This window comes from Salinivibrio sp. VGrn1, from assembly GCF_009377995.1.
Taxonomy (GTDB): domain Bacteria; phylum Pseudomonadota; class Gammaproteobacteria; order Enterobacterales; family Vibrionaceae; genus Salinivibrio; species Salinivibrio siamensis.
Genome location: NZ_SATA01000006.1, coordinates 20,512 through 45,073, shown reverse-complemented (window position 1 = coordinate 45,073; position 24,562 = coordinate 20,512). Strand labels below are relative to the sequence as shown.

The following is a 24,562-nucleotide window of genomic DNA, read 5'->3' as shown; positions in this document are numbered from 1 at the left end:
ACCGCCTAGGAGGCCAGGACACCTAGGATAAGGCGCGATATTGTCAACAGGTGATTCACGATGAAAGTGCCGTCCCTCTTCCTTGTGATGTCCACATTATATATCCCTTTTAGCCACGCCACGGAGACCACGTCATCCCCTTGGCAAAGTGATTTGTCGTTAGGACTGCAACAGTTAAGCGGCAATGCCGATTCACAAACAGTCAACGGGGAAGTGAATGGTCAATATGATGGCGAACAAACACGTTATCAAGCCAGCGCGAGCGTGCTACAAGTGGAAAAAGATGGCGAGGAAGATAAACGTAAAACAGAATTAGAAGCCCAAGCAAACCGTGGTATTAGCGCGCGCAGCTATGTCTTACTAAACGCTACCTATGTCGCTGACCGCTACGGTCCCTATTACGATGACTTTATGTTAGCCACAGGGCTTGGCCACCAATGGTGGCAAAGTGACACCTTCCAACTCAGCACGGAAGTGGGGCCAGGGTATCGCTACCAGCGTCCCAATCTTGATGAAATCGACGATGACGATCTCATCATGCCTTACTCGGTTCGCGAGCCGGTGATTCGTGCACAGGCTAAAGGAGAGTGGCAACTGGTCGACAGTGTCAGCTTAGAGGGGAGAAGCATTGTAATCTCGGGCGCCAGTAATACCAGCGTGGAAGGTGCCGTCACTCTGGCTTCTACCATTACCGAAAAGCTTTCGATAAAAATAACCAGCAAACACAACTATATGACGGATGTGCCTCCAGGATTGAAGCACCACGACAGCGTGCTAACCGTCGGCCTTCGCTATCAGTGGCTATAAAAAAACCAGCCCGAGGGCTGGCTTTTTATCAACGTTTTGATGCGCGATTACGCAGCAACAACGTTTACTTTTACGGTTGCGAACACGTCATAGTGCAGCTGTACGCTGATTTCGTACTCACCAGTGTGACGCAATGCGCCCTCTGGTAGACGCACTTCGTTTTTCGCAATTTCAACGCCTGCTGCAGTCACAGCATCAGCGATGTCACGGGTACCGATAGAACCAAATAGTTTACCTTCATCACCCGCTTTAGACGCGATTTCAACGGCTTCTAGTGCTTCAACTTTTTCTGCACGCGCTTGAGCGGCTGCCAGTTGCTCAGCAACTTTCGCTTCTAGCTCAGCACGACGTGCTTCAAAGTGTTCGATGTTGGCTTTGGTTGCCATAACTGCTTTACCCTGAGGGATAAGGAAGTTACGCGCATAACCAGATTTAACAGTTACCTGATCACCTAGGCCACCCAGGTTACCGATTTTATCAAGTAGAATAACTTGCATTCTTCAATCCTCTCTAACTTGGACAGTTCCGATTACTGATGCTTGTCAGTGTACGGCAGCAGGGCCAGGTAACGAGCGCGCTTGATAGCACGAGCCAGTTGACGCTGATACTTAGCACGAGTACCAGTGATACGGCTAGGTACGATTTTACCTGATTCGGTAATGTAATTTTTTAGAGTCGCTACATCTTTGTAGTCGATCTCTGTAACGCCTTCTGCAGTGAAACGGCAGAATTTACGACGACGGAAGAAACGTGCCATGGGCTTATCTCCTGATCTAAATGTCTATGATGTTGTCGGCATGCAATACCCATTTACCCTCGCCTTGTCGGCTGGTTTGGTAGGCGAGAAACCCGCTTACCTTGATATGGCTGCCTAAAACTAAATTTTGCGTTTGTTGTGTTGACACTTGCCCACTGGCTACCACAGATAAGCGACAAAACACTTGTCGAGGTAGGTCAGCTTCAACCTGCGTGGAACGGTGCTCTAACACAAAGTGACAGTGCGGAATTCCTGCAGGACTTTGGCGACGGACCGGACCTTTACTGATAACACCAGCAAGCTCCAACCGATTGGTCATCACAGCAATTACTCAGCTGCGTTTTCGCCTTCAGCTTGCGCTTCAGCTTTTGCTTCTGGTTTCGCTTCTGGGCGCTCTTCACGCTTAGCGGTACGCTCTTCTTTAGCCTTCATCATGACAGATGGCTCAGTGATAGCGTCTTTGGTACGCATGATCATGTTACGGATCACCGCGTCGTTGAAGCGGAACATGCTTTCCAGCTCGTCAATCACAGCCTGCTCAGCTTCTACGTTCATCAGAACATAGTGTGCTTTGTGCAGCTTGTTGATTGGGTAAGCCAGTTGACGACGGCCCCAGTCTTCTAGACGGTGGATTTGACCGCCTGCATCTTTGATAGACGCAGTGTAACGCTCGATCATGCCAGCAACTTGCTCGCTTTGATCAGGGTGCACCATGAATACGATTTCGTAATGACGCATTGAGTTGCTCCTTACGGATTAATCAGCTTCCACAATTGGCTCGGTCGTCCAGCGGAAGCAAGGAACGAAAAGTAAAAGACCGAGAATCAGGCGCGAGATAGTACAGAATTGCAGCGGCATAAGCAAACAGATTTTCTCTTTATCCGCTTTTCTTTCTGTCACCGTGTCACCACAACGTCAAAAGGCCCTCGCTGCGTTACTTATCGGAACACGCGCCTTATCCTCCCCCTTTACAACATAGAATGTGCGCACCACTTAATTCGCTCAAAACAACAACCTACTGATAACATTCTCCGTGACATAGACCGAAAAAGCATGACAAATCGCAAAAAAATCAAGAAATCAAGCCTGCAAACTGTCAAGTTTGTTTAATTTTCAACCGACATCACGCTATTGATGCACTTCTTTTTTATCGATAATTAATTTCTGAACCCGCGCTCAAATTATTACACCTTCGCCTCCATTTCTTGGCATTCATTGCCCAATATAACCACTTTGTTGCCTAGACTTGACCTGAAAGTCGGTTTTTTAGTGCAAAAAGCGTAGGGAAGGACGCATCAATCGCTAACTGTATTGATGAAATTCGCTTCAAAAATTTTGGGAGCAAAATATGAAACTGATGACGCCATCACGTGCCGTCGCGCTAGGTTTGGCGGGGCTCGCGTTAACTAGCCCCAGCGTGCATGCTGCGGTTGATTGCCAGCCTCTGCCCGATTGGCAGAATGGCAATACCTACACCAAAGGGGATCAAGTCAAAGCGGACAATACCGCCTATGAGGCAAGGTGGTGGACGCAAGCCGATCCTGCCACTCAGTCTGGCGAGTGGAAAGCATGGAAAATCCTCGGCCAGTGCGCGGGCAGCGTTAACCAAGCCCCTACCGCAACCTTAACCGTGTCACCGTCTGGACCCGTTGAGGTTGGCGACACACTCACCTTCACCCTCGCCGGGGCCGATACGGATGGCACAGTGACCTCATTCGTACTCTCACAAGGCGACACTGTCTTATATGAAGGTGCAGAAGCGACCACCATTGACTGGCAAGCCGAACAAACGGGGCGCTTTACGTTTAGTCTCACCGTGACCGACGACAAAGGCGCGACCGATACCCAAACATTGCAACAGGTGGTGGGTGATGACCAAACCGGCGGCGATGAGTATGCCTGTCGTCCGGCTGGTTTATACACCACCCCCGATGTCGACGTGCCGTATTGCTCGGTGTATGACGAGAACGGCCTTGAATACATGGGCGCTGATCACCCTCGCCGTGTTATCGGCTATTTCACCAGCTGGCGAAACGGTGCCAACGGCCAGCCCGCTTATTTAGTCAGCGATATTCCTTGGGACAAGATCACCCACATTAACTACGCCTTTGCTCACGTCAATGCGGACAACCAATTGTCTATCGGCGATCCCAATGCCCCCGATAATCCAGCAACCCAAATGACCTGGCCGGGCGTGGCCGGCGCAGAGATGGATCCAACCCTGCCGTACAAAGGCCACTTTAACTTGCTCAACAAGTATAAAAAGCAGCACCCCGACGTGAAAACGCTGATCTCCGTGGGTGGCTGGGCCGAAACTGGGGGCTACTTCGGTGAAAACGGCGAGCGTATCGACAGTGGCGGTTTCTACACCATGACCACCAATGCCGATGGCAGTGTCAACCAAGCAGGCATCAGGGCTTTCACCGACAGTGCCGTCGCCTTCTTGCGCCAGTATGGCTTTGATGGTCTAGACATTGATTATGAATACCCATCGTCAATGAAAGACTCGGGGCATCCGGACGATTTCGAGTACTCTAACCCACGTCGGGCGCACTTGAATAAATCCTACCAAGTGCTGATGAAATCGCTACGTGAAGCGCTCGATAGAGCCAGTGCACAAGATGGCAAGCACTATATGCTGACCATCGCCGCTCCGTCATCGGGTTACTTATTGCGCGGGATGGAAACCTTCCAAACCACCCAATACTTAGATTACGTCAACATCATGAGCTATGACCTACATGGGGCATGGAATGATCATGTTGGCCATCAAGCGCCGCTGTACGACACCGGCGAAGACTCGGAGCTTAAACAGTGGAATGTTTACCAAACCCCTGAGTTCGAGGGAATTGGTTATCTAAATACCGACTGGGCAGCAACCTATTTTATGGGCGGTATGTCTCCCGGCCGTATCAATATCGGTATCCCGTATTACACCCGCGGCTTTAAAGACGTACAAGGCGGCGATAAAGGCCTTTGGGGACGCGCGCCACTGCCAAACCAAAGTGAGTGCCCAGCCGGCACCGGTGTCGGTGAGAAAAACAAATGCGGCAACGGTGCAATCGGCATTGATAACCTTTGGCATGATGTGGACGAGCTCGGCAACGAAGTGCCTGCTGGCTCCAACCCATTGTGGCATGTGAAAAACCTGCTCGACGGCAAACTACCGGCCTACGCCGCGGAGTACGGACTCGATCCTGAGCAAGATCCTAGCGACCGTCTCACCGGTAACTATCAACGTTATTACGATGACATCGCCAAAGCGCCGTGGGTTTGGAACGAAGAAAAACGCGTATTCCTATCGATGGAAGATGAAACCTCGATGGCCGAAAAGGTCGACTACGTGATCAATAAAGGTCTAGGCGGGGTGATGTTCTGGGAGCTGGCGGGGGATTATCGCTATGATGATCAGCGTCAAGCCTACTTTATGGGCGATACCCTGACTTCGCTGGCGTACCAAACCTTTAAGCAAGCTGGCAGCGACTACTCACTGCAACGTGGCGATGCCAACTTCCAAGTGCCAAGCGAGCAAGTGGATGTCACCTTTGACGCGCTGAACTTCCCAGTGGGCGATGACAACTATCCTATTCGCCCCACGTTCCGCTTTACCAACCACTCGGATCTGGACTTATCGGGCGCCACCATCAGCTTTGATGTGCCCGTGTCTACCTCGGCCATTTTTAAATCTGACTGGAACGCTCAGAAAAAGCTACGCATGGAAGTGGTCCGTGATAGCAGCAACGCCAGTGGCAACAACATCGGCGGGTTTGATGCTACGCACCATCGCTTTGCCATCACCCTGATTAACGAATGGGGCGGCATTGAGCAAAGCTTTAAGCCCGGTGAAACCTTGGATGCTCAGGTGATGTACTACATGCCGATCACCAACCCGACCAATATCACCATCGAAAAAGATGGCCAGCGCTATGCGGTGAAGCAGGAGTATCCAAGCCTTCCGCCTGCGCTACCCGGTAGCACCAGCCAAAGTGGCGGAGAGTCTCAGTGTCCCGGCGTCGATGTTGCCAGCCTGAGTACCTATCCCAACTGGCCTAACGGGGGCAACCATGCCAGCGGTGGCGACCAACTTATCTACCAAGATGCGGTATGGGAAGCCAAGTGGTGGACCCAAGCGGCACCCGGTGGTCAAGCTTGGCGCCAAATCTGCAGCCTCTAATCCATTTCTGGTCTTGAATGCGGGGGCTGCGTGCCCCCGTTAAGGAGTCGTTATGTTCAAGTCTTCGTTCACACAGTTTTCCTGCCGTACCGCCGTGGCCCTTGCGCTGGTCGCAAGCAGTTCACAGGTGATGGCACATGGCTATTTAGACAGCCCCAAAGCACGCCAAGCGATTTGCCATGAGCAAGGGGGCTATTGGTGGCCTTCAGATGGGTCACGTATTCCCAATGCTGCCTGTCGCGCTGCGTTCTTAGAGTCGGGGCACTACCCGTTTGTGCAACACCACGAATCAGCGCAATTGGTGGCGGATTACCGCAATATGGATGCGGTGAAAGCGGCCGTGACCGATGGCAACTTATGTGGTGCCGGAGATCCCAATAAAGCCGGGATCAGTTTGCCCTCACCGGATTGGCAACGGACCGAAGTCACCCCAGATGGCAATGGCCAAATTGACGTACGTTTTCGCGCCACCACACCGCACAACCCAAGCTATTGGGAAATTTATCTCACCAAGCCAGACTACAACGGCGCGACCGATGCGCTGACGTGGGATGATCTCGAGAAGATCGACACCTTTGGCGATCTGCCCATTGTGATCGGCGATAACGGAAACCGTTATTACGAGATGACCGTGACCCTGCCCGCCGATCGTCAAGGTGACGCCATTCTCTATAGCCGTTGGCAACGCATTGATCCGGCCGGTGAAGGCTTCTACAACTGTGCCGACATCACTATCACCCCCAGTCAGACAGCGCCAGCCCAATGGCACGAGCTGGGCTACTTTGTCCCACATCCACAAATGGCAGCTTTGGGCGATCGCGTACGTGCCCGCTTGCACAACCGCCAAGGCCAAGAAGTAGTAGATGTCACACTCACATTGACGGACCAAAATGTGGCGAATTGGCCACACGCGCTGGCCAGCCTTATCGAACAACAGGCTAACGAGCCCTTACGTATCGGGGTGATGCGCCACGGTGAGATCCAGTTTAATGCCGATGACGTGGTGCAAAATCAAGTCTTTAGCCACCACGATAGCTATAGCTTCAACCTGTCGGTGATCCCGGCTACCGACGAACCCACCAGCAACCTGCCCGCGTGGAGCGCTTCTGAGGTCTATGTGGCCAAGGATCGCGTGCGCTACGGCGACAACATCTACCAAGCAAAATGGTGGACACGAAACGAGCAACCCGGCGCTGCCCTTGTTTGGCAACGCGTGACACAATAAGGAGCAAACATGAAGCCAATGACCCTACTCTCTCTGGCGATTGCTGGGGCGCTGGGTGCCAGCCACGCCGTGGCGGCCCCCTCAACCCCAAGCTTGGACTGGAAGCCACAAAACTATTCTTTTGTTGAAGTCGACGAATATGGCCGCGGATCGTACAAAGATCTGGTACAACGCGTGGACGAAGTCCAAATTGAAATTAAATGGAATGCCTGGTCCGGTGATGGTGGTGATAGCTACAAGGTGTACTTTGACGATCAGGTCGTCAATCAAGGCACCTTACCGGCAGGAACCAAATCTGGCATTGTCACTTTTCCCTATGACAAAGGAGGCCGCCACCAGCTTAAACTCGCCTTGTGTGAAGGCGGCGTGGATGGCCAGTGTGCGACCAGTGCCGCCAAACCCATCGTGATCGCAGACACCGACGGTGTGCACCTTGACCCACTGCCGATGAATGTCGACCCGAACAACAATGACTACCCCAAACAGCCTGATACCGTGGTGGGGGCATACTTTGTCGAATGGGGCATTTATGGTCGTAACTTCGATGTCAGTCAGGTGCCCGCGGGAAATCTCACCCACATCTTATATGGCTTTATCCCCATTTGTGGCCCCAATGAGTCATTGGGCGACATCGAAAATGGCAACAGCTTGCGCGCACTAGAGCTCGCCTGCCAAGGCTCAAAAGACTACGAAGTGGTGATCCATGACCCTTGGGCGGCGATTCAGAAAAAACTGCCCGGCACACCAGCTAAAGATCCGATTGGTGGCACTTATGCGCAAATGATGGCGCTCAAGCAGCGCTACCCGGATCTGAAAATCCTCCCATCTGTGGGCGGCTGGACCCTGTCAGACCCCTTCTATGATTTCACCGACAAAGCCAACCGTGACGTCTTTGTTGCCTCGATGAAAGAGTTCCTACAAACCTGGAAGTTCTATGATGGGGTCGACATTGACTGGGAGTACCCAGGCGGTGGCGGTGCCAATCCAGATTTAGGCAATCCAGATAAAGACAGCCAAGCCTACGCGGCCTTAATGCGTGAGCTGCGCGCGATGTTGGATGAGCTCGAGGCCGACACGGGCCGTGAGTACCAACTCACCTCGGCCGTCGGTGCCGGTTATGACAAAGTGGCCAACGTCGATTACAGCGCCAGCGCGCCGTACATGGATTATATCTTTGCCATGACCTACGACTTTTTCGGCGCATGGAACAATGTCACCGGTCACCAAACCGCCATTTACTGCGGCAGCCACATGAGTGCGGGTGAATGTGATGGTACTGGCGTCGATGATAACGGCGAGCCTCGTAAAGGCCCTGCCTACACGCTCGATAATGGTGTGCAATTACTGCTAGAAAGCGGCGTACCACCGGAAAAAATGGTGATTGGTACCGCGATGTACGGCCGTGGCTGGGAAGGCGTTTTCCCTGCCAATGCGACCGATCCTAGCAACCCGATGACCGCACCCGGTAACGGCCCGATCAAAGGCAGCACCGCAGACGGTATTTGGGAAGCCGGTGTGATTGACTACAAAGGCATCGTCAAATCCATGCTCGGCAGCGCGGGGAACGGTATCAATGGCTTCCAACCCGGTTATGATGAGCAAGCCGAAGCGGCTTATGTTTGGAACCCAGACAACGGTAAGCTCGTCACTTATGACAACCCACGCTCGGTCAAAGCCAAAGGCCAGTATGTGCGCAATCACAACTTCGCCGGTTTGTTTGCTTGGGAAATCGATGCCGACAATGGCGATATCCTCAATGCGATGCACGAGGGATTAGCACAGGATGGTCAACCACCCGCCAATAATGCTCCTACCGTCACCCTTGCGCAGCAAAGCTATACGCTGGCGCCCGGAGCGTCGTTAACCATTGCCGCCAATGGGCGTGATCGGGATGGCGATGCCCTGACCTATCGCTGGCAAGGCGATACAGCGTTGACCCTGACTAATAGCGACACGGATTCGGTCACTGTGACCGCCCCCGATGTGAGCACCAGCACCGACTATTCCCTGTCGGTGACGGTATCGGACGGCCAAGCCAATGCCGAGGCCAGCGCCATCATTAAGGTGGTGGTACCGGGTGAAAACCAAGCCCCTACTGTGGCACCTATCGCCCCTGTTAGCCTGAAAAGCGGTGAGCAAACCCGCGTGACGATTGAGGCAAACGACCCAGATGGCGATACACTCAGCTACACCTACCGTGCATCTGGCGATCTGGCCGTTTCTGGCACCGGTGATCAGGTCACGCTGACCGCGCCCACCGTGACGGAGAATCGCGACTATGTGGTCACGGTCGAGGTCAGCGATGGCGACAAAACCACGCAAGCGCAATTCACAGTAACCGTGACGCCGGCCAGTGGCTTGCCAGCGTGGGATGAAAACACCGTGTACGTCGGCGGCGATCGTGTTCTATATCAAGGGGTTGAGTATCGCGCCAAGTGGTGGACCAAAGGCCAGCGCCCAGACCAAGGCGCCCCATGGGAACGCGTCGGGGATAGCCAAGCCAACCAAAGCAGTGAATGGCAAGCGACCGTCGCTTATTCCGGCGGCGCTGAAGTTGAATATAACAACCAACGCTACCAAGCCAAGTGGTGGACGCAAGGCGACAAGCCGGGCAGCGCCGCAGTCTGGCAACTACTGTAACGAGCTGCTCTTCCTCCCAAATAAAAAACGCCCCAAGCTGGGGCGTTTTTCTTCAACGTTGAGCAAGAGGCGCTGTGCTTAACGACGCTGACGCACCGCTTCATACAAGCAAACGCCGGTCGCCACGGACACATTCAAGCTCGACACACTGCCCGCCATTGGGATCCGGATCAGCTCATCACAGGTTTCACGGGTCAAACGGCGCATACCATCTCCTTCTGCGCCCATCACTAAGGCGAGCGGCCCCACCAATTTGGTGTCGTAAACATCATGATCGGCTTCACCCGCGGTGCCCACAAACCACACGCCCTGCTCTTTGAGCGCACGCATGGTTCGCGCTAAGTTGGTGACGCGCACCAAAGGCACCACTTCAGCGGCGCCACAGGCCACTTTTCGCGCCGTGGCATTAAGCTGAGCGGACTTGTCTTTCGGGACAATCACCGCACTGACTCCCGCCGCATCCGCGGTACGTAAGCACGCCCCCAAGTTGTGGGGGTCGGTGACACCATCAAGTACCAGCAACAAGGGGTTCTCGGTATTGGTGAGAATCGCCTCCAAGTCATTTTCGTTGTACTGACGGCCCGCTTTGACACGTGCCACTATCCCTTGGTGCGACGCACCTTGGGTTTTGTCGTCTAAGGCCTTGCGACCCACTTGTTGGATGCTGACCCCCAACATCGCAATCTCATTTAGCACAGGTACCAGACGTTCATCCTGGCGCCCTTTTAACACCATCACTTCGATAAAGCGGGAAGGGTCGGTCGCTAAAATCGCTTTAACGGCATGAATACCGTAAATTACTTCATTACTCATGGTTTACTTCTTTTTCTGACCCGCTTTGGCTTTTTGTTTCTTCGCCTTTTTCTTACGCGCTTTTTCCGCAGGCGATTTCACTTTACGCTTTTTGCCGTTTTTATCTGCAGGCGCCTTGTCTTCTTCAACACTTGGCACCGCACCACGTTTAAGCTGTTGGCGAACCGAGGTTCGCTCACGACGGGCTTGCGGGTCTTTATTCGACTCCGCTCGGCCTTTTTTACGTTTGTCACGAGCCGTTTTACCCGGGCGACGAGCTTTGCGCTCAGAGCCTACCAGCTCAAAGTCGATTTGTCGCTCATCCAAGTTCACCGCCAAGACTTTCACGGTTACCTGATCGCCGAGTCGGAACACACGGCCAGACCCTTCGCCCACCAAGCGTTGCCCTACCATATCAAAGCGATAGTAATCATTATCGAGGTTGGAAATATGGACTAAACCATCGATATGTAGCTCATTAAGGCGAACAAAGAAGCCAAAACCAGTGACATTAGCAATCACGCCTTCCAGCTCATCGCCAACGTGATCTTGCATGTACTCACATTTGAGCCAGTCCGATACATCTCGGGTGGCATCATCGGCACGTCGCTCTGTTTTCGAGCATTGCTCACCCAGCACATCCATATCATCAAACGAGTAGTGATAGCCGCCAGTGGGTGTCCAACGGTCTTGGTTTTTACCCGCTTGCTTGGCAATCAAGTATTTGAGTGCACGGTGCAACAGCAAATCCGGATAACGACGGATGGGCGAGGTAAAGTGCGCGTATTGCTTGAGCGCCAAACCAAAGTGGCCTTGGTTATCCGCTTGATACACCGCTTGCTTCATCGAGCGGAGCAGCATGGTTTGAATCAGTTCACTGTCAGCACGACCATGCACCACATGCATCAGCGCCGCGTAATCTTTCGGCGTCGGCTCGAGGCCACCGCTGAGACTCAAGCCTAACTCGCCTAAAAAGTCTTTAAAGCCGCTGAGGCGCTCTTCGCCGGGCGCTTCGTGGACACGATAAAGCGCCGGCTCTTTGTGTTTTTCCACAAAACGGGCAGACGCGACGTTGGCCAAGATCATACACTCTTCGATGATCTTGTGTGCATCATTACGCTCCACCGGCACAATGCGGTCGATTTTACGTTGTGCGTTGAAAATAAACTGGGTTTCCACCGTCTCGAATTCAATCGCCCCGCGTTGCTGACGTGCATCGCTCAGCACCTTATACATATCGTGTAAGGTTTCTAAGTGCGGGACCAGAGAACGGTAGCGCTCTCGCAGCTCCTCGTCGCCTTCCAAGATATGGGACACCTTGGTATAGGTCAGACGCGCGTGGGAGTTCATCACCGCTTCGTAATGTTTGTAACCAGATAACGCCCCTGATTCTGAAATCGTCATCTCACACACCATACACAGGCGGTCGACTTGCGGATTCAGCGAGCATAAGCCATTAGAAAGCACTTCCGGCAACATCGGCACGACTTGGTTAGGGAAATACACCGAGTTGCCGCGGTTTTGCGCTTCTTTATCCAGCGCCGAGTCAGGACGCACATAGTAACTGACATCGGCAATCGCCACCCACAAGCGCCAGCCGCCAGAGCGTTTACGCTCACAATACACCGCATCATCAAAGTCGCGGGCATCTTCACCATCGATGGTCACCAGTGGTAAATCACGCAGATCGACACGCCCCTCTTTGGCTTTTTCTGGCACCTCTTCACTCAAGTTTTTGACTTGCTTGAGCACAGCATCCGGCCATTGATGGGGAATATCATGGGTGCGCAGTGCAATCTCGATTTCCATGCCCGGCGCCATGTTCTCGCCCAGCACTTCGACAATCTTACCGACAGGATTGGTTTGGCGGGTTGGCCGCTGCATGATCTCGACCACCACCACATTGCCCATACGCGCACCTTGGGTTTGTTCTTTGTCGATCACAATATCTTGACCAAGACGGCTATCATCGGGCACCATAAAGCCCATACCGTCTTCCACAAAGTAACGGCCTACAATCTGGCCTTGGCGCGCTTCGAGCACGCGAACCACACGGGCTTCTTTGCGCCCACGCTTATCGGTGCCAACACCCTGGGCTAAAATCACGTCACCATGCATCACGCTCCGCATTTGATGATGCGGCAGCATCCAATCATCGTGGTTGCCTTTGCCTTCTGGACGCAGAAAGCCAAAACCGTCACGATGACCAATCACGGTCCCTTTGACCAAGTCCAACCGCTCGGGTAAGGCATAGCATTGGCGACGGGTGAACACCAATTGTCCATCACGCTCCATGGCGCGCAGGCGTCGACGTAGCCCTTCATACTGCTCATCACCAGCTAGGCCCAGATGTGAAAACAGATTATCGCGGCTCACTGGTGCCTTGAAGCTGCGGATAACTTCCAGCAAATGCTCGCGGCTCGGGACCGGATTCTCGTATTTCTCCGCTTCGCGTGCCTGGTGAGGATCGGCTGCGAGGCTGCTCGGGGTATTATTTGTCGAACCTGTGTCTTGCGACATAGACCTTTTCCTATTGGCGTATGTTGATTTCATTATATCTGTAAACTGTCGCTATTGCGCCGCGATGATCGCAGTTTGACGTTTTGTTTCAGCGCCTTGCTTGCAGGCAACGAGAGGAGCATGGCGCATTGGCCATATCAAATCAGATTGGGAACAGATGTGTATAGAGAGTGTAACGAATTTTGCGCGCAAAGTCGCCTACTGACAAGACCGACGGCTACCAGTAGCTGGTGCGCCGTTTAGCACGGGCGATAATGTTTTGCGGCATCCGCGCCTCAAGTGCTGAACGTAACTGTGCGATACGATTACGGGTGCGAGAATCCGCGGTGATGGTTTGATATAACCAGCGGTAAGCGTCTTCATAATCAAGCGGCGAACCGACATCGTCCACCAGCAACTCTGCCAGCTGGATCCGGGCACGCGTATCCCCCAACGAGGCAGCTTCACGTAAATAAGGGATCGCACGGTGCTGATCTTGCTGCACCAGTGTGCCATTGGCGTAGTAACGGCCAATTTGCTCCAATGCGGCGGGTAGCCCTTGCTGAGCCGCCAGCTTCATATAGTAAACACCGAGATCCGCGTCTTGCTCAACACACACACCCCACGCCAGCATATCGCCATATAAAAATTCATAGGCAGGGGAGCCCACACGGGTGGCACGGGCTTCAATATCTTGTACGAGCTGGCATTCGTCTTGTTTGACGCGCTCAAGGTGAGAGTTGGTTTCAAACAGCGTGATAAGCTCACTTTCTTCGTATAAAGGCACAGCCGCCCCGACGTCCGCATGGGCCGTTGCTGTCGTCAGCGTCGCTGTCGTCAAAGAAAGTGAAAAAATCAGCGTTCGAAACTTCATGCCTACTCGCTATTCAACCAAGAAACCCAACAGCAACGCGCACGCTCGCCGTGTGCTTTTTTGTATCGGCACCTTGCATACTGACTTTAGCAAAGGCGGCAAGTTTTTTCCGCTTTCACGCGATTTGGCTTCCTACGCCACACTAAAATATGAAAAAAGCCAGCGATCAACGCTGGCTTTTGGTATCGAACCGTCTTACGTGCTTAACTATTAAAAGGATGCACTTTGATAATGGTTTCGTTACGGTCTGGACCGGTCGAGACCACATCGATAGGCACACCAGTCAGCTCTTCGATACGCTTGATGTAGTTCAGTGCAGCTTGTGGAAGCTCATCCAGAGACTTCACCCCAAAGGTGTTTTCACTCCACCCCGGCATGCTTTCATAGATAGGCTCAATGTTCTCATACGCGTCAGCAGCTAATGGAGACACCTCAACGGTTGAACCGTCTGCCATCTTGTAACCGGTACAAATTTTGATTTCTTCCAAGCCGTCCATCACGTCAAGCTTGGTTAAGCAGAAGCCTGATACCGAGTTAATCTGTACGGCACGACGCATGGCCACCGCATCAAACCAACCACAACGACGCTTACGGCCAGTGGTGGCACCGAATTCAGCGCCCTTGGTACCAAGGTGCATGCCAATCTCATCATCCAGCTCAGTTGGGAATGGGCCTGCCCCTACACGGGTGCAGTAAGCTTTAGCAATCCCCAACACATAGCCAAGATGACGAGGACCAAAGCCTGAGCCCGCTGCTACACCGCCAGCGGTAGTGTTTGAGGAGGTCACATACGGATAGGTGCCGTGGTCGATATCAAGCAAAGTGCCTTGCGCGCCTTCAAACATGATTTTGTCACCACGCTTGCGGGCATCATCCAGCTCTTGAGTCACGTCCATCACCATGCCGGTGAGGATGTCCGCTTGCTCCATGACTTTCGCCAAGGTCTCTTCGTAGCTTACTGGCTCGGTTTTGTAGAAATGCTCAAGCTGGAAGTTATGGAACTCCATCACTTCTTTAAGCTTTTCAGCAAAGGCTTCTTTGTCGAACAAATCGCCAACGCGTAGGCCACGACGGGCGACCTTGTCTTCGTACGCAGGACCAATACCACGGCCTGTGGTACCGATAGCTTTCTTACCGCGTGCTTGCTCACGTGCTGCGTCAAGCGCAATGTGATAAGGCAGGATCAGTGGACACGCTTCTGACAGGAATAGGCGCTCACGCACAGGCACGCCACGTGCTTCCAGCTCACCCATTTCTTTCAGCAAGGCGTCCGGGGACAGCACCACACCATTGCCGATAATGCATTTAACGTTGTTGCGGAGGATACCAGAAGGAATCAAGTGTAGGACGGTCTTTTCACCGTCAATGACAAGAGTATGACCTGCGTTGTGACCGCCTTGGTAGCGAACCACGTATTTTGCATCTTCAGTCAAAAGATCAACGATCTTTCCCTTACCTTCGTCACCCCATTGGGTGCCGAGAACGACTACGTTATTACCCATCTTCTTCGATATGCAGCTAGTTAAAAATGGATTCTAGCACCTTAAAAACTCGGTTGCAGTCATTTTTTAACCGTATTGACATTTTCACTTGTCTGCTCGGTGCCAGGTGGCTGAATGCTAGGTTAAAAGCTGGTAAGCCAGCACACTCCCAATCACCACTAAGCAGCCACCAATACGCCGCAACTGGGTGTCAGATTGTTCACCCAAAGCCATGACCATCTGTCGCCACTGTTTCGGCAGTAACATCGGCCCTAACCCCTCAACCACTAATACCAGCGCTAGCGCGCCCCACAGGCTAGTCATTCTTACCTCCTACGTCGAAAATAGGGGATGACGACATAAAAAAAGACAAGGCCAGAGCCTTGTCTTTTATGCGTCGCTACCCATCTAACGATTTACTTTTCTATCGCTTCAGGTTGCTTCATGTATTTGAAGAAATCACTCTTCGGATCCACGACGAGCATATCGCTCTTGCTGTTAAAGCTCTTACGATACGCTTGTAGCGAGCGAACAAAGCTATAAAACTCAGGCTCTTTTTTGAAAGCGCTGGCAAATAGCTTCGCCACTTCTGCATCAGCTTCACCACGAGTGATCCGCGCTTGACGTTCTGCTTTGGACAGAATCGTCGCCACTTCTAGCTCCGCTTGCGCACGAATGATTTCCGCTTGCTCGCGACCCTGTGCACGATGGCGACGGGCGACGGCCTCACGCTCAGCACGCATACGCGCATAAATCGACTCACTGATTTCACTCGGTAGGTTGATACGCTTGATACGCAAGTCAATCAACTCAATCCCTAAATCACGCGAACCCTCGCTGGCCGCCCGCTCAAGGACACTTTTCATCACTTGATCACGTTTTTCAGACACAATCTCTTTGATGGTCTTGTTACCAATTTCGGCACGCAGGCCATCGGCAACACGACGTTGCAACAGAGATTCAGCCGTCAATTTATTACCGCCCCCTGTGGACAGATAGTACTGGCCAAAGTCTTTAATACGCCATTTGACGTAAGAGTCGATAATAACGTCTTTTTTCTCCGCGGTAACAAAGCGGTCAGCGCGATCATCCATGGTTTGAATACGCGCATCCAAGGTCTTAACGCGATCAAATAACGGCAGTTTGAAGTGCAGACCGGGCTGGTAGATTTTCGCCACGTCGTTATCCGCTTTAAGCACACGTCCAAAACGGATCACAATGCTACGCTCACCTTCACTCACCACGAAGATCGACATCAAAAAGACCACTGCCGCTAGGACGACAACTGGGATCATCATCTTACGCATGCTTAGTATCTCCCTTCTCGTGATGAACCAGAACGCGGCGCCGACTCTTGCTGTTGAGGCTGAGAGCTTTGCTCAAGCTCAATACCATATTGGCTGCTCGACGTTTCTTTACGCTGGTTAGCGCCGACGGCTGCGCCTCCCATTAGCTTATCCAGTGGGAGATACATGAGGTTGCTGTTTCCGCTTTGCGAATCCACCATCACCTTACTCGTATTGCTGTACACTTCTTCCATGGTCTGGATGTATAGCCGGTTACGCGTCACACGGGGTGCATCACGATACTCAGGCAAGAGTTTCTCAAATTGAGAGACTTCACCCTCTGCTTCGTTAACGGTACGCTCTTTGTAACCCAATGCCGCTTTTTTCAGCGTTTCAGCACGACCCGTTGCTTTCGGCAACACATCATTACGATACGCTTCGGCTTCACGGATAAAGCGGGCCTCATCCTCTCGCGCTGCAATCGCATCATCAAAGGCGTCTTTGACCTGCTCCGGTGGGCGCGCATACTGGAAGTTGACATCCACCACCAACAAGCCCATATCGTACTTGTCGATGATTTCGTTCAGCTCAACCTGAGTGCGCTCACGCACTTCTTGACGGCCACGAGTGATGATGTCATCCATCAAAGAGTCACCGACGACCGCACGCAATGCTGAATCGGTTGCTTGACGCAAGCTGTCATCTGCATTGGTCACGCTATAAAGATATTGCTGTGGATCCATCACGCGGTACTGAACGTCCATCTCCACGTTGACCACGTTTTCATCTTTGGTCAGCATCAGGCCAGAGCTATTGAGCGAACGAATCGACTCTACATCCACCGTGCTGACCGTATCCACAAAGGTTGGCTTCCAGTTCAGGCCCGGTTGAACGATACGATCATACTGACCAAACCGCAGCACCACACCACGCTGAGCTTCCCCGATGGTATAGAACCCGGAAATACCCCAGACAATGATACCTACCAGCGCGAGAACGCCTAGCCCTGCCATACCACCGCCGAACGATGGTCCTTTACCTTTGCGGCCACCTAAGCCGCCCAATTTGCGGCTTAGTTTGTTAAACAATTCATCAAGATCCGGTGGCCCTTGATTACGGCCTCCACGATTCCCCCAGGGGTCTTTGTCGGGACCGCCATTGTTTCCTGGCTCATTCCACGCCATTCGCGCACTCCATCAAATTGATCTGACGATAATTTTTTACTCTAGCAGCCTAATCACTGACGATAAAGTCGCCGAGCTGGTTGCCTTCTCTTTTTTCTAACCGATACCAGTCCGTTTGCGGCAGCCTGACATCGACGAGTAGATGCCCATCATCTTGGTACTCTTCACTGATAACGCATCGCATCTGGTGAAATTTACTTTGCATTCGCCCAGCCATACTTGGTGGCAGCCGTAATTGATGCCGCACCATGGTGCCAGATAAACGCTCGGTAAGGGCTTCAAATATGAGCGCGATACCTTGACCAGACAACGCTGACACCCATACTGCTTTCGGAACGCCCTCTTCGTCCCGTTCAATACGAGGCTCAGCCTGATCCAGACTATCTATTTTGTTCATAATGATAAGATGAGGCACATCCGCCGCATCGATTTCATCCAACACACTGTTGACCGCTTCAATGTTGTCACCAAAGCGTTCATCACTGGCATCGACCACGTGTAGTAGCAAGCTCGCTTCTTGCGTTTCTTGAAGCGTTGCTTTAAATGCCGCGACCAAGTCATGCGGTAAGTGACGAATAAAGCCGACGGTATCCGCCAATATCGCGGTACCCAAGTCGTCCACTTCAATACGGCGCAATGTCGGATCCAAGGTGGCAAACAGCTGATCGGCCGAATATACCCCCGCTTCGGTGATCCGATTAAACAAGGTCGATTTGCCCGCATTGGTATACCCGACCAATGACACAGTCGGCACTTCCGCCCGCGCGCGCGCACGTCGCCCTTGCTCACGCTGCTTCGCAACCTTATCCAGTCGCTTTAAAATCGCTTTCACCCGATCACGCACTAAGCGACGGTCTGTTTCTAACTGTGTTTCACCCGGGCCACGCAAGCCAATCCCGCCTTTTTGACGCTCAAGGTGAGTCCAGCCTCGCACAAGCCGGGTAGATAAGTGGCGTAACTGAGCCAGCTCAACTTGCAACTTACCCTCATGGGTACGCGCACGCTGGGCAAAAATATCGAGGATCAATCCGGTTCGGTCTAACACTCGGCATTTAAATCGCTGCTCTAGGTTGCGCTCTTGGGCCGCGGATAAAGTGTGATTAAAAATCACAATGTCCGCGCCGACTTGTTGCACAGTATCTGCTATTTCTTGGGCTTTTCCCTCGCCAACAAAATATTTGGGATGAGGGGACTGACGGCTGCCGACAACAACTTGCAAGGCATCGACACCCGAGGATGACACCAGCATTTGAAATTCGCTGAGATCATCCCACTCGCCATCATGGGTAAAGTTTATATGAACGAGTACAGCCTGTTCACCGGCCTCGTAACGGTCAAACAAGCGATAGACTCCTTAGCAATAGAATGCTTTATTCCTCAGGTTTTTCTTGCTGACGTTCGCCCTGTGGACGCTCACCAGCCCCTTGATTATTGTTGTGGTGGCTCACAGCACGTGCCGGCACAACGGTTGAAATCGCGTGCTTGTACACCATTTGATTAACCGTATTTTTTAGCAGGATCACGAACTGATCAAACGATTCGATTTGGCCTTGCAACTTAATACCATTTACTAGGTAAATGGAAACAGGAATGCGCTCACGACGTAACGCGTTCAGGAATGGGTCTTGTAATGATTGCCCCTTAGCCATTATTTCTTTTCCTTATTTGTTTGTAATTGTAGTCAATTGTCGCGGTTAAGCAGCGTCCTTGTCAGTGACAGTATACATCAAGTTTCCGTCCCTGCCGTCAACGCTTTTGTCACCGTTTGTAAAGACAGCGACGGCGTGTCGCTATCAAGCCACGTCACATTATCCCAGCCTCTTAGCCAGGTTATTTGACGCTTGGCTAACTGGCGCGTCGCGCAAATCCCACGGTAAACGGCTTCATCATGGGTGCAACGTCCGGCCAAATAGTCCCACATCTGACGGTACCCGACACAACGAATCGATGGCAGATCGACATGCAGATCATCGCGTTCGTATAATGTGCGTACCTCTTTTTCAAACCCCGCGTCGATCATTTTATCGAAACGAAGCTCGATGCGGCGATGCAATTCGCCTCGATCCTGAGGCGCTATTGCAAATTGGTGTACCTGATACGGCAAAGGTTCACCTTTTTTTTCTGTTAATGCTGTTAGGGTCTGCCCACTGATCCGATAGACTTCTAACGCCCGCATGATTCTTTGCGGATCGTTAGGGTGGATCCGAGCGCCCGACACGGGATCAACCTCGCATAACTGAGCATGTAATGCTTCCCAACCATGCTGTTGCGCCTCGTTTTCTAACCCCTCACGGATATCAGGATCCGCACTCGGCAACGGCGATAGCCCTTCTAACAATGCTTTAAAATACAGCATGGTGCCTCCCACCAACAGTGGGATCTTACCATCGGCGACAATCGTCGCCATTTCTGTGAGCGCATCTTCACGAAAATCTGCCGCCGAGTAGGCTTGAGACGGATCACGAATGTCGATTAGACGATGCGGCGCTTGCGCTAATTCCTCCGCTGTCGGCTTGGCGGTGCCAATATCCATCCCGCGATAAATCAGTGCCGAGTCGACACTAATGATTTCTACCGGCAAGATCTGGCGCAGCGCAATGGCCAGATCCGTTTTCCCGGACGCGGTCGGTCCCATCAAAAAAATCGCTTTAGGCAGCGGATTAGTCATGCTGTAGTGCTTCTATCACTGAGGTCAGGTCGATGCGTTTAAAGTAGCGCTGGCGGCCCTTTTCTAACGCGTCCCCCTGCCAATATTGTTCAACGTCCGATACGGTTTGTACCGCTTGCGCAAGGCTGACTGGATCCGATGCTACTGTCAACTGCTTTGCCAGCCAACAGCACATACTCGCGCTGTGATCCATGTGGGATTGCTCAGGATCTAATTGCGCTAAAAACGCCAATAACGCAGGGATAAAAGCCTGTAAGTTATGCTGTCTTAGTGGCTGACAGACTGACATCACCATTAATTGCTGCCCTTTAGGGCGAATATGAATACCAAACTGGCCAAGTAACGCCTGATACTGGATCACGCGCTGACACTCTTCTGTAGAGGCAGATAATCGTTGTGGGATCAATAGAGGTTGCGTGACTAGCCCCTCACCCAGAGCGGGTTGTAGCACGCCTTGATGGCGCCAGCATTCTAACCGGTGATGATCGGCCAGCCATAATCTCTCACCCCATGCCATCAGCACATAGTGCTGCTCAACCACTGAAAGCACCTTCCCTAATCCAGGCTGACCCGTGCTCGTGGTTGTTGAGACGGTATCAAGAGCTGCCGGGACGCTGTCGAATGGCGACAAACTCGTCGCACGCGTTGGCGTGGCATCACCTAGGTCAGCCCCGGCATCCGGTTGGGGGGTCATCAATGCTTGATACGCTTGCGTCGCTTGCTTTGAGGGTGAACGAGAAGGAGCATCCGCTCTCCCCGGCCAGTCTGAACCGTGAGAAGGTCGGCCACGCGTTGGGCCGTCATCGGCGTGGTGCTTATACGCTGTATCACGCGACCAGGAAGCCGGTGATGCCCCGTCTTCCTGCCGTTTACCAGGGTAATCAGGGAACGCGTCAACCGCTTGTTGGTAAGGGTTGGGGTTGGCGGTCGCAGAGGCACGCGGCTGATAAGTGACCGCTTCTCTCACTTCGCCCGTCTCAGGATTCACACTGTGGTCTTCAGGTAACGACGCTTGTTGTAAGCCGTCATAAATGGCTTGATAGATAAAATCATGCACCAAGCGCGCCTGATGAAAACGGACTTCATGTTTCGCTGGGTGCACATTGACATCCACTTGATGCGGATCGACATCAATATACAGTACGAAAGCGGCGTACTGATCCCGTGCAAGGCTTTGTTCATAACCTTGGCGAATCGCGTGATTAATCAGCTTATCTTTCATCATGCGCTGATTAACAAAGCAATGCTGCATATCACTTTGCTGACGAGCACCTTCTGGTGTGCAAATCCAGCCTGTCAGTGCCATGTCGTGATGATGCAGGTCAATCCGCAACGCATGCTCAACAAACTTTTGCCCACAAATCGCCTTCACGCGGCGTAATGGATCGCCGTTTTCTGGCACACGTCGATACTGGCGCACTTGGGTACCGTTATGGCGCAGGTTGATGGTGATATCAAACCGGCTCAATGCAATGCGCCGCAGTAACTCATCAATGTGGCCAAACTCGGTTTTCTCAGTGCGTAAAAATTTGCGCCGCGCTGGGGTGTTAAAGAATAAGTCCACCACTTCAACGGTACAGCCAACCGGGTGGGCGGCGGGCTTTACATTCACCGCCATCTCTCGCCCCTCAGCAAACGCCGACCATGCTTCTTGCTGGTCAGCAGGGCGCGAGGTGATAGTAAGACGTGATACCGAGCTTACACTCGCTAGCGCCTCACCGCGAAATCCGAGGCTCATGATCGCCTCAAGATCATCCAAGCTGTGGATCTTAGACGTGGCGTGTCGACTGAGGGCAAGTTGCAGATCCGCTTTGCTGATCCCACACCCATTATCACGCACGCGGATCAGCTTGCTTCCCCCTTTTTCAATATCCACATCAATACGGGTCGCTCCCGCATCAATGCTGTTTTCGACCAGCTCTTTCACCACCGAGGCGGGACGTTCGACCACCTCCCCAGCAGCAATCTGGTTAGCAAGGCGCGCGGGTAAAATCTCAATCGCCATATCAGCTTCCTGGGATGATCAAGGTTTGCCCGACCGCCAGCGTATCAGAGCGTAATTCATTGGCGCGGCGGAGGCTCTCAATGGTCACTCCGTAATTGCTGGCAATTTTGCCAAGGTATTCACCGCGTTTGACTTTGTGTTTGACCGCTGGCGATGTCGCACCCGGCACTTTCAGCTTTTGCCCCACCCAGAGCGTGTCAGACTTCAAGTTATTCGCGCGGCGCAGCGTCGCCACCGAGACCTGATAATGCTCGGCAATTTTGCCAAGAAACTCTCCGCGACTCACGGTGTGCGTCAGCGTACGCGTTGACGTCGTTTTGCTGGTCTTGCCTGCTAATTTAGCGACATCAACATTGGGGATCGATAACACTTGGCCAACCCGCAAGGTATTGGAGGTTAATCCATTCGCCGATTTTATCGCGGCGACGGAACTCTTATATTTTTTGGCAATGACCGACAGTGACTGGCCGGCACTGACTTCGTGTTTTACCCCGTTTTTGCGCGCAGCAAACAAGGTGCCATCCGGCGGGAAGCGCTCAAAATAATTGCGAATACCATGATAGACCGCATCCGCGAGCCGGCGCTGATGATCCCGCTGAAATAGCAGGCGTTCTTCTTGTGGATTAGAGATAAAGCCAACTTCGACGAGCAAAGACGGTATGTCTGGTGACTTTAATACCGCGAGGCTGGCGTGCTCTGGACTCGATTTATGTAATTTGGTGACTTTGCCGAGCTCCTTTAGTACGCGTTTCGCAACATTAAAGCCTTCCTTTTGCGAGTTACTAAACTGCAAGTCCAATACCGCACGACTTAAGTATTCGTCCTCATTATTCTGTGCCAGCAAAGAGCCCCCACCCAACAAGTTAGATTGCTCTTCATGTTTTTCTATCCAACGACCAATTTCACTGTTCGCACGGCGACGAGAAAGTACCCATACCGATGCGCCACGAGGTTGTGGTTTATGGAAACCATCTGCGTGCACCGAGACCAATAAGTGGGCTTTGTGTTGACGCGCAATTTCAGACCGACGGTTCAAATCGACAAAGTAGTCCCCCGTCCGCGTTAAAACCGCACGCATGCCAGGAACAGCGTTAATGCGTGCCGCCGTTTGCTTAGCGATAGAGAGCGTGACATATTTTTCAAATTTACGGCTAGGCCCCACCGCACCGGGATCATTACCGCCATGCCCGGCATCGATTGCCACTACGATATCCTCGGTGCCAAAAGGCAATGCAGCCACCGTCTCACGTCGCTTCTTTTCAGCAACAGACAACGCGGGTTTATTTTTATCTACTTTCTTAGGATGGGGTAAATCAACCACCAGCCGGTGGCCATATTCTCCCCCGGGGGCGAGCGAGAAGATATGCGGCTTGGCACCGTCTTTTAACTCAAAAACTAACCGATACGTCGATGCCTCGGGCGGACTGCTCTTACGGATTTGACGCAAGATATCACTGCCTTTGACCGGCTTAGGTAAGCGCGTAGCCAGCTGGCTCTGCTTTAAATCAACCACCAGCCGATCGGGACGTGACAGTGAGAAATAGCTAAAATCCGGTTTATCTTCAAGATCTACCACCACCCGTGTCTCATTGGGGGCGGGCCATACCCGAATATTTTCAATCTTATTGGCCCAACTTGTTGCACTCAACAAACTGGCGATCATCAAGATGCAAAGCCGCTGCCACATCATGCTAGTCTTCCCATTCTAGACGGTCGATAATTGCGATCCCAACGCGGGTATTCGCGTCAATAACCAGTTCACGTTGCTCACCGTCATAGCGCAGAGTAATGTCTAGATCGGCGCGCGGTAACCAGCCTTGGCCTCTTTCCGGCCATTCAATCAAGCAAAGCGCCTGATCATTAAAATAATCACGGATCCCCATAAACTCCAGCTCTTCCGGATCGCCCAACCGATAAAGGTCAAAATGGTATATGTGCCAGGGTGGCAATAGGTAAGGTTCCACGAGCGTATAGGTGGGGCTTTTCACATTCCCGGTATGTCCCATTGCTTGCACAAAACCGCGGCAGAATGTGGTTTTGCCGGCGCCAAGATCACCGTGCAAGTAACAAGTGGTATTTTGCGTACATGCACGCGCCAACGCGGCACCAAACGCCACAGTGCGATCGGCATCAGTCAATGAGGTGGTAAAAGTCTGGGTCATACTACAAA

21 protein-coding genes and 1 pseudogene are annotated in these 24,562 nt (G+C 52.5%); 5 read left to right on the top strand and 17 right to left on the bottom strand.

Annotation, left to right across the window (positions count from 1 at the left end):
- Window positions 1-60 precede the first annotated feature (60 nt).
- Window positions 61-807: a YdiY family protein gene (locus tag EHW56_RS10480; protein WP_152796111.1), complete on the top strand. Its 747-nt coding sequence runs from the start codon at window positions 61-63 to the stop codon at window positions 805-807.
- A 47-nt stretch (window positions 808-854) separates the two neighbouring features.
- Here the strand turns inward: EHW56_RS10480 and rplI are convergent, their stop codons facing one another.
- From rplI to rpsF, 4 genes are read right to left on the bottom strand one after another with little or no spacing between them, the layout of a single operon-like run.
- The gene (gene rplI / locus EHW56_RS10475) at window positions 855-1,304 is read right to left on the bottom strand and encodes a 50S ribosomal protein L9 (protein ID WP_046074368.1); all 450 of its coding nucleotides are present in this window, start codon (window positions 1,302-1,304) and stop codon (window positions 855-857) included.
- 32 nt (window positions 1,305-1,336) lie between these two features.
- Window positions 1,337-1,564 (bottom strand): 30S ribosomal protein S18, encoded by a 228-nt coding sequence (gene rpsR / locus EHW56_RS10470; RefSeq protein ID WP_021023493.1) that lies wholly within the window; start codon window positions 1,562-1,564, stop codon window positions 1,337-1,339.
- 16 nt (window positions 1,565-1,580) lie between these two features.
- Window positions 1,581-1,883 (bottom strand): primosomal replication protein N, encoded by a 303-nt coding sequence (priB, locus tag EHW56_RS10465; protein WP_046074369.1) that lies wholly within the window; start codon window positions 1,881-1,883, stop codon window positions 1,581-1,583.
- Between the two features lie 8 nt (window positions 1,884-1,891).
- The gene (gene rpsF, locus EHW56_RS10460) at window positions 1,892-2,302 is read right to left on the bottom strand and encodes a 30S ribosomal protein S6 (protein WP_046074370.1); all 411 of its coding nucleotides are present in this window, start codon (window positions 2,300-2,302) and stop codon (window positions 1,892-1,894) included.
- A 610-nt stretch (window positions 2,303-2,912) separates the two neighbouring features.
- On the opposite strand from rpsF, the gene EHW56_RS10455 reads away from it, so the two are divergent.
- From EHW56_RS10455 to EHW56_RS15695, 4 genes and pseudogenes are all read left to right on the top strand, one after another.
- On the top strand, window positions 2,913-5,738 hold the full coding sequence (locus EHW56_RS10455) for a glycosyl hydrolase family 18 protein (protein ID WP_227486528.1): 2,826 nt from the start codon (window positions 2,913-2,915) through the stop codon (window positions 5,736-5,738).
- 52 nt (window positions 5,739-5,790) lie between these two features.
- Window positions 5,791-6,963, top strand: a complete 1,173-nt coding sequence (locus tag EHW56_RS10450; RefSeq protein WP_152799693.1) for a lytic polysaccharide monooxygenase — start codon at window positions 5,791-5,793, stop codon at window positions 6,961-6,963.
- Window positions 6,964-6,972: 9 nt separating this feature from the next.
- Window positions 6,973-8,976, top strand: a pseudogene (locus EHW56_RS10445) (glycosyl hydrolase family 18 protein); the annotation flags it as partial.
- Window positions 8,977-9,027: 51 nt separating this feature from the next.
- Window positions 9,028-9,603: a carbohydrate-binding protein gene (locus tag EHW56_RS15695; RefSeq protein ID WP_370517636.1), complete on the top strand. Its 576-nt coding sequence runs from the start codon at window positions 9,028-9,030 to the stop codon at window positions 9,601-9,603.
- Window positions 9,604-9,681: 78 nt separating this feature from the next.
- Here the strand turns inward: EHW56_RS15695 and rlmB are convergent, their stop codons facing one another.
- The 13 genes from rlmB to tsaE form a co-directional block, all read right to left on the bottom strand.
- On the bottom strand, window positions 9,682-10,416 hold the full coding sequence (gene rlmB, locus EHW56_RS10440) for a 23S rRNA (guanosine(2251)-2'-O)-methyltransferase RlmB (protein ID WP_046074372.1): 735 nt from the start codon (window positions 10,414-10,416) through the stop codon (window positions 9,682-9,684).
- A 3-nt stretch (window positions 10,417-10,419) separates the two neighbouring features.
- Window positions 10,420-12,915, bottom strand: a complete 2,496-nt coding sequence (gene rnr, locus EHW56_RS10435; protein ID WP_152799688.1) for a ribonuclease R — start codon at window positions 12,913-12,915, stop codon at window positions 10,420-10,422.
- A 217-nt stretch (window positions 12,916-13,132) separates the two neighbouring features.
- On the bottom strand, window positions 13,133-13,768 hold the full coding sequence (locus EHW56_RS10430; RefSeq protein ID WP_152799686.1) for a tetratricopeptide repeat protein: 636 nt from the start codon (window positions 13,766-13,768) through the stop codon (window positions 13,133-13,135).
- A gap of 203 nt (window positions 13,769-13,971) precedes the next feature.
- Window positions 13,972-15,270 (bottom strand): adenylosuccinate synthase, encoded by a 1,299-nt coding sequence (locus tag EHW56_RS10425; RefSeq protein ID WP_046074376.1) that lies wholly within the window; start codon window positions 15,268-15,270, stop codon window positions 13,972-13,974.
- Window positions 15,271-15,387: 117 nt separating this feature from the next.
- Window positions 15,388-15,573 carry a DUF2065 domain-containing protein gene (locus EHW56_RS10420; RefSeq protein WP_046074377.1) on the bottom strand — a complete coding sequence of 62 codons (186 nt, stop codon included), beginning with the start codon at window positions 15,571-15,573 and terminating at the stop codon, window positions 15,388-15,390.
- A gap of 92 nt (window positions 15,574-15,665) precedes the next feature.
- On the bottom strand, window positions 15,666-16,556 hold the full coding sequence (gene hflC, locus EHW56_RS10415) for a protease modulator HflC (RefSeq protein WP_046074378.1): 891 nt from the start codon (window positions 16,554-16,556) through the stop codon (window positions 15,666-15,668).
- Window positions 16,557-16,558: 2 nt separating this feature from the next.
- Entirely contained in the window at window positions 16,559-17,719 is a 1,161-nt protein-coding gene (hflK, locus tag EHW56_RS10410; protein ID WP_046074379.1) for an FtsH protease activity modulator HflK, read from the bottom strand.
- Between the two features lie 49 nt (window positions 17,720-17,768).
- On the bottom strand, window positions 17,769-19,061 hold the full coding sequence (hflX, locus tag EHW56_RS10405) for a ribosome rescue GTPase HflX (protein ID WP_152796119.1): 1,293 nt from the start codon (window positions 19,059-19,061) through the stop codon (window positions 17,769-17,771).
- Window positions 19,062-19,089: 28 nt separating this feature from the next.
- The gene (gene hfq / locus EHW56_RS10400) at window positions 19,090-19,368 is read right to left on the bottom strand and encodes an RNA chaperone Hfq (RefSeq protein WP_046074381.1); all 279 of its coding nucleotides are present in this window, start codon (window positions 19,366-19,368) and stop codon (window positions 19,090-19,092) included.
- 77 nt (window positions 19,369-19,445) lie between these two features.
- Window positions 19,446-20,387, bottom strand: coding sequence for a tRNA (adenosine(37)-N6)-dimethylallyltransferase MiaA (miaA, locus tag EHW56_RS10395; RefSeq protein ID WP_152796121.1), 942 nt, complete (start codon window positions 20,385-20,387; stop codon window positions 19,446-19,448).
- Window positions 20,380-22,392: a DNA mismatch repair endonuclease MutL gene (mutL, locus tag EHW56_RS10390; protein ID WP_152799684.1), complete on the bottom strand. Its 2,013-nt coding sequence runs from the start codon at window positions 22,390-22,392 to the stop codon at window positions 20,380-20,382. The genes miaA and mutL overlap by 8 nt, the downstream gene beginning before the upstream one ends.
- A 1-nt stretch (window position 22,393) precedes the next feature.
- Entirely contained in the window at window positions 22,394-24,082 is a 1,689-nt protein-coding gene (locus EHW56_RS10385; RefSeq protein ID WP_152799682.1) for a LysM peptidoglycan-binding domain-containing protein, read from the bottom strand.
- A gap of 1 nt (window position 24,083) precedes the next feature.
- Window positions 24,084-24,554: a tRNA (adenosine(37)-N6)-threonylcarbamoyltransferase complex ATPase subunit type 1 TsaE gene (gene tsaE, locus EHW56_RS10380; RefSeq protein ID WP_152799680.1), complete on the bottom strand. Its 471-nt coding sequence runs from the start codon at window positions 24,552-24,554 to the stop codon at window positions 24,084-24,086.
- Between the last annotated feature and the right edge of the window lie 8 nt (window positions 24,555-24,562).

Coding starts and splice junctions, on each gene's coding strand:
- EHW56_RS10480 (WP_152796111.1), top strand. CDS start 61: ATGAAAGTGCCGTCCCTCTTCCTTGTGATGTCCACATTATATATCCCT.
- rplI (WP_046074368.1), bottom strand. CDS start 1,304: ATGCAAGTTATTCTACTTGATAAAATCGGTAACCTGGGTGGCCTAGGT.
- rpsR (WP_021023493.1), bottom strand. CDS start 1,564: ATGGCACGTTTCTTCCGTCGTCGTAAATTCTGCCGTTTCACTGCAGAA.
- priB (WP_046074369.1), bottom strand. CDS start 1,883: ATGACCAATCGGTTGGAGCTTGCTGGTGTTATCAGTAAAGGTCCGGTC.
- rpsF (WP_046074370.1), bottom strand. CDS start 2,302: ATGCGTCATTACGAAATCGTATTCATGGTGCACCCTGATCAAAGCGAG.
- EHW56_RS10455 (WP_227486528.1), top strand. CDS start 2,913: ATGAAACTGATGACGCCATCACGTGCCGTCGCGCTAGGTTTGGCGGGG.
- EHW56_RS10450 (WP_152799693.1), top strand. CDS start 5,791: ATGTTCAAGTCTTCGTTCACACAGTTTTCCTGCCGTACCGCCGTGGCC.
- rlmB (WP_046074372.1), bottom strand. CDS start 10,416: ATGAGTAATGAAGTAATTTACGGTATTCATGCCGTTAAAGCGATTTTA.
- rnr (WP_152799688.1), bottom strand. CDS start 12,915: ATGTCGCAAGACACAGGTTCGACAAATAATACCCCGAGCAGCCTCGCA.
- EHW56_RS10430 (WP_152799686.1), bottom strand. CDS start 13,768: ATGAAGTTTCGAACGCTGATTTTTTCACTTTCTTTGACGACAGCGACG.
- EHW56_RS10425 (WP_046074376.1), bottom strand. CDS start 15,270: ATGGGTAATAACGTAGTCGTTCTCGGCACCCAATGGGGTGACGAAGGT.
- EHW56_RS10420 (WP_046074377.1), bottom strand. CDS start 15,573: ATGACTAGCCTGTGGGGCGCGCTAGCGCTGGTATTAGTGGTTGAGGGG.
- hflC (WP_046074378.1), bottom strand. CDS start 16,556: ATGCGTAAGATGATGATCCCAGTTGTCGTCCTAGCGGCAGTGGTCTTT.
- hflK (WP_046074379.1), bottom strand. CDS start 17,719: ATGGCGTGGAATGAGCCAGGAAACAATGGCGGTCCCGACAAAGACCCC.
- hfq (WP_046074381.1), bottom strand. CDS start 19,368: ATGGCTAAGGGGCAATCATTACAAGACCCATTCCTGAACGCGTTACGT.
- miaA (WP_152796121.1), bottom strand. CDS start 20,387: ATGACTAATCCGCTGCCTAAAGCGATTTTTTTGATGGGACCGACCGCG.
- mutL (WP_152799684.1), bottom strand. CDS start 22,392: ATGGCGATTGAGATTTTACCCGCGCGCCTTGCTAACCAGATTGCTGCT.
- EHW56_RS10385 (WP_152799682.1), bottom strand. CDS start 24,082: ATGATGTGGCAGCGGCTTTGCATCTTGATGATCGCCAGTTTGTTGAGT.
- tsaE (WP_152799680.1), bottom strand. CDS start 24,554: ATGACCCAGACTTTTACCACCTCATTGACTGATGCCGATCGCACTGTG.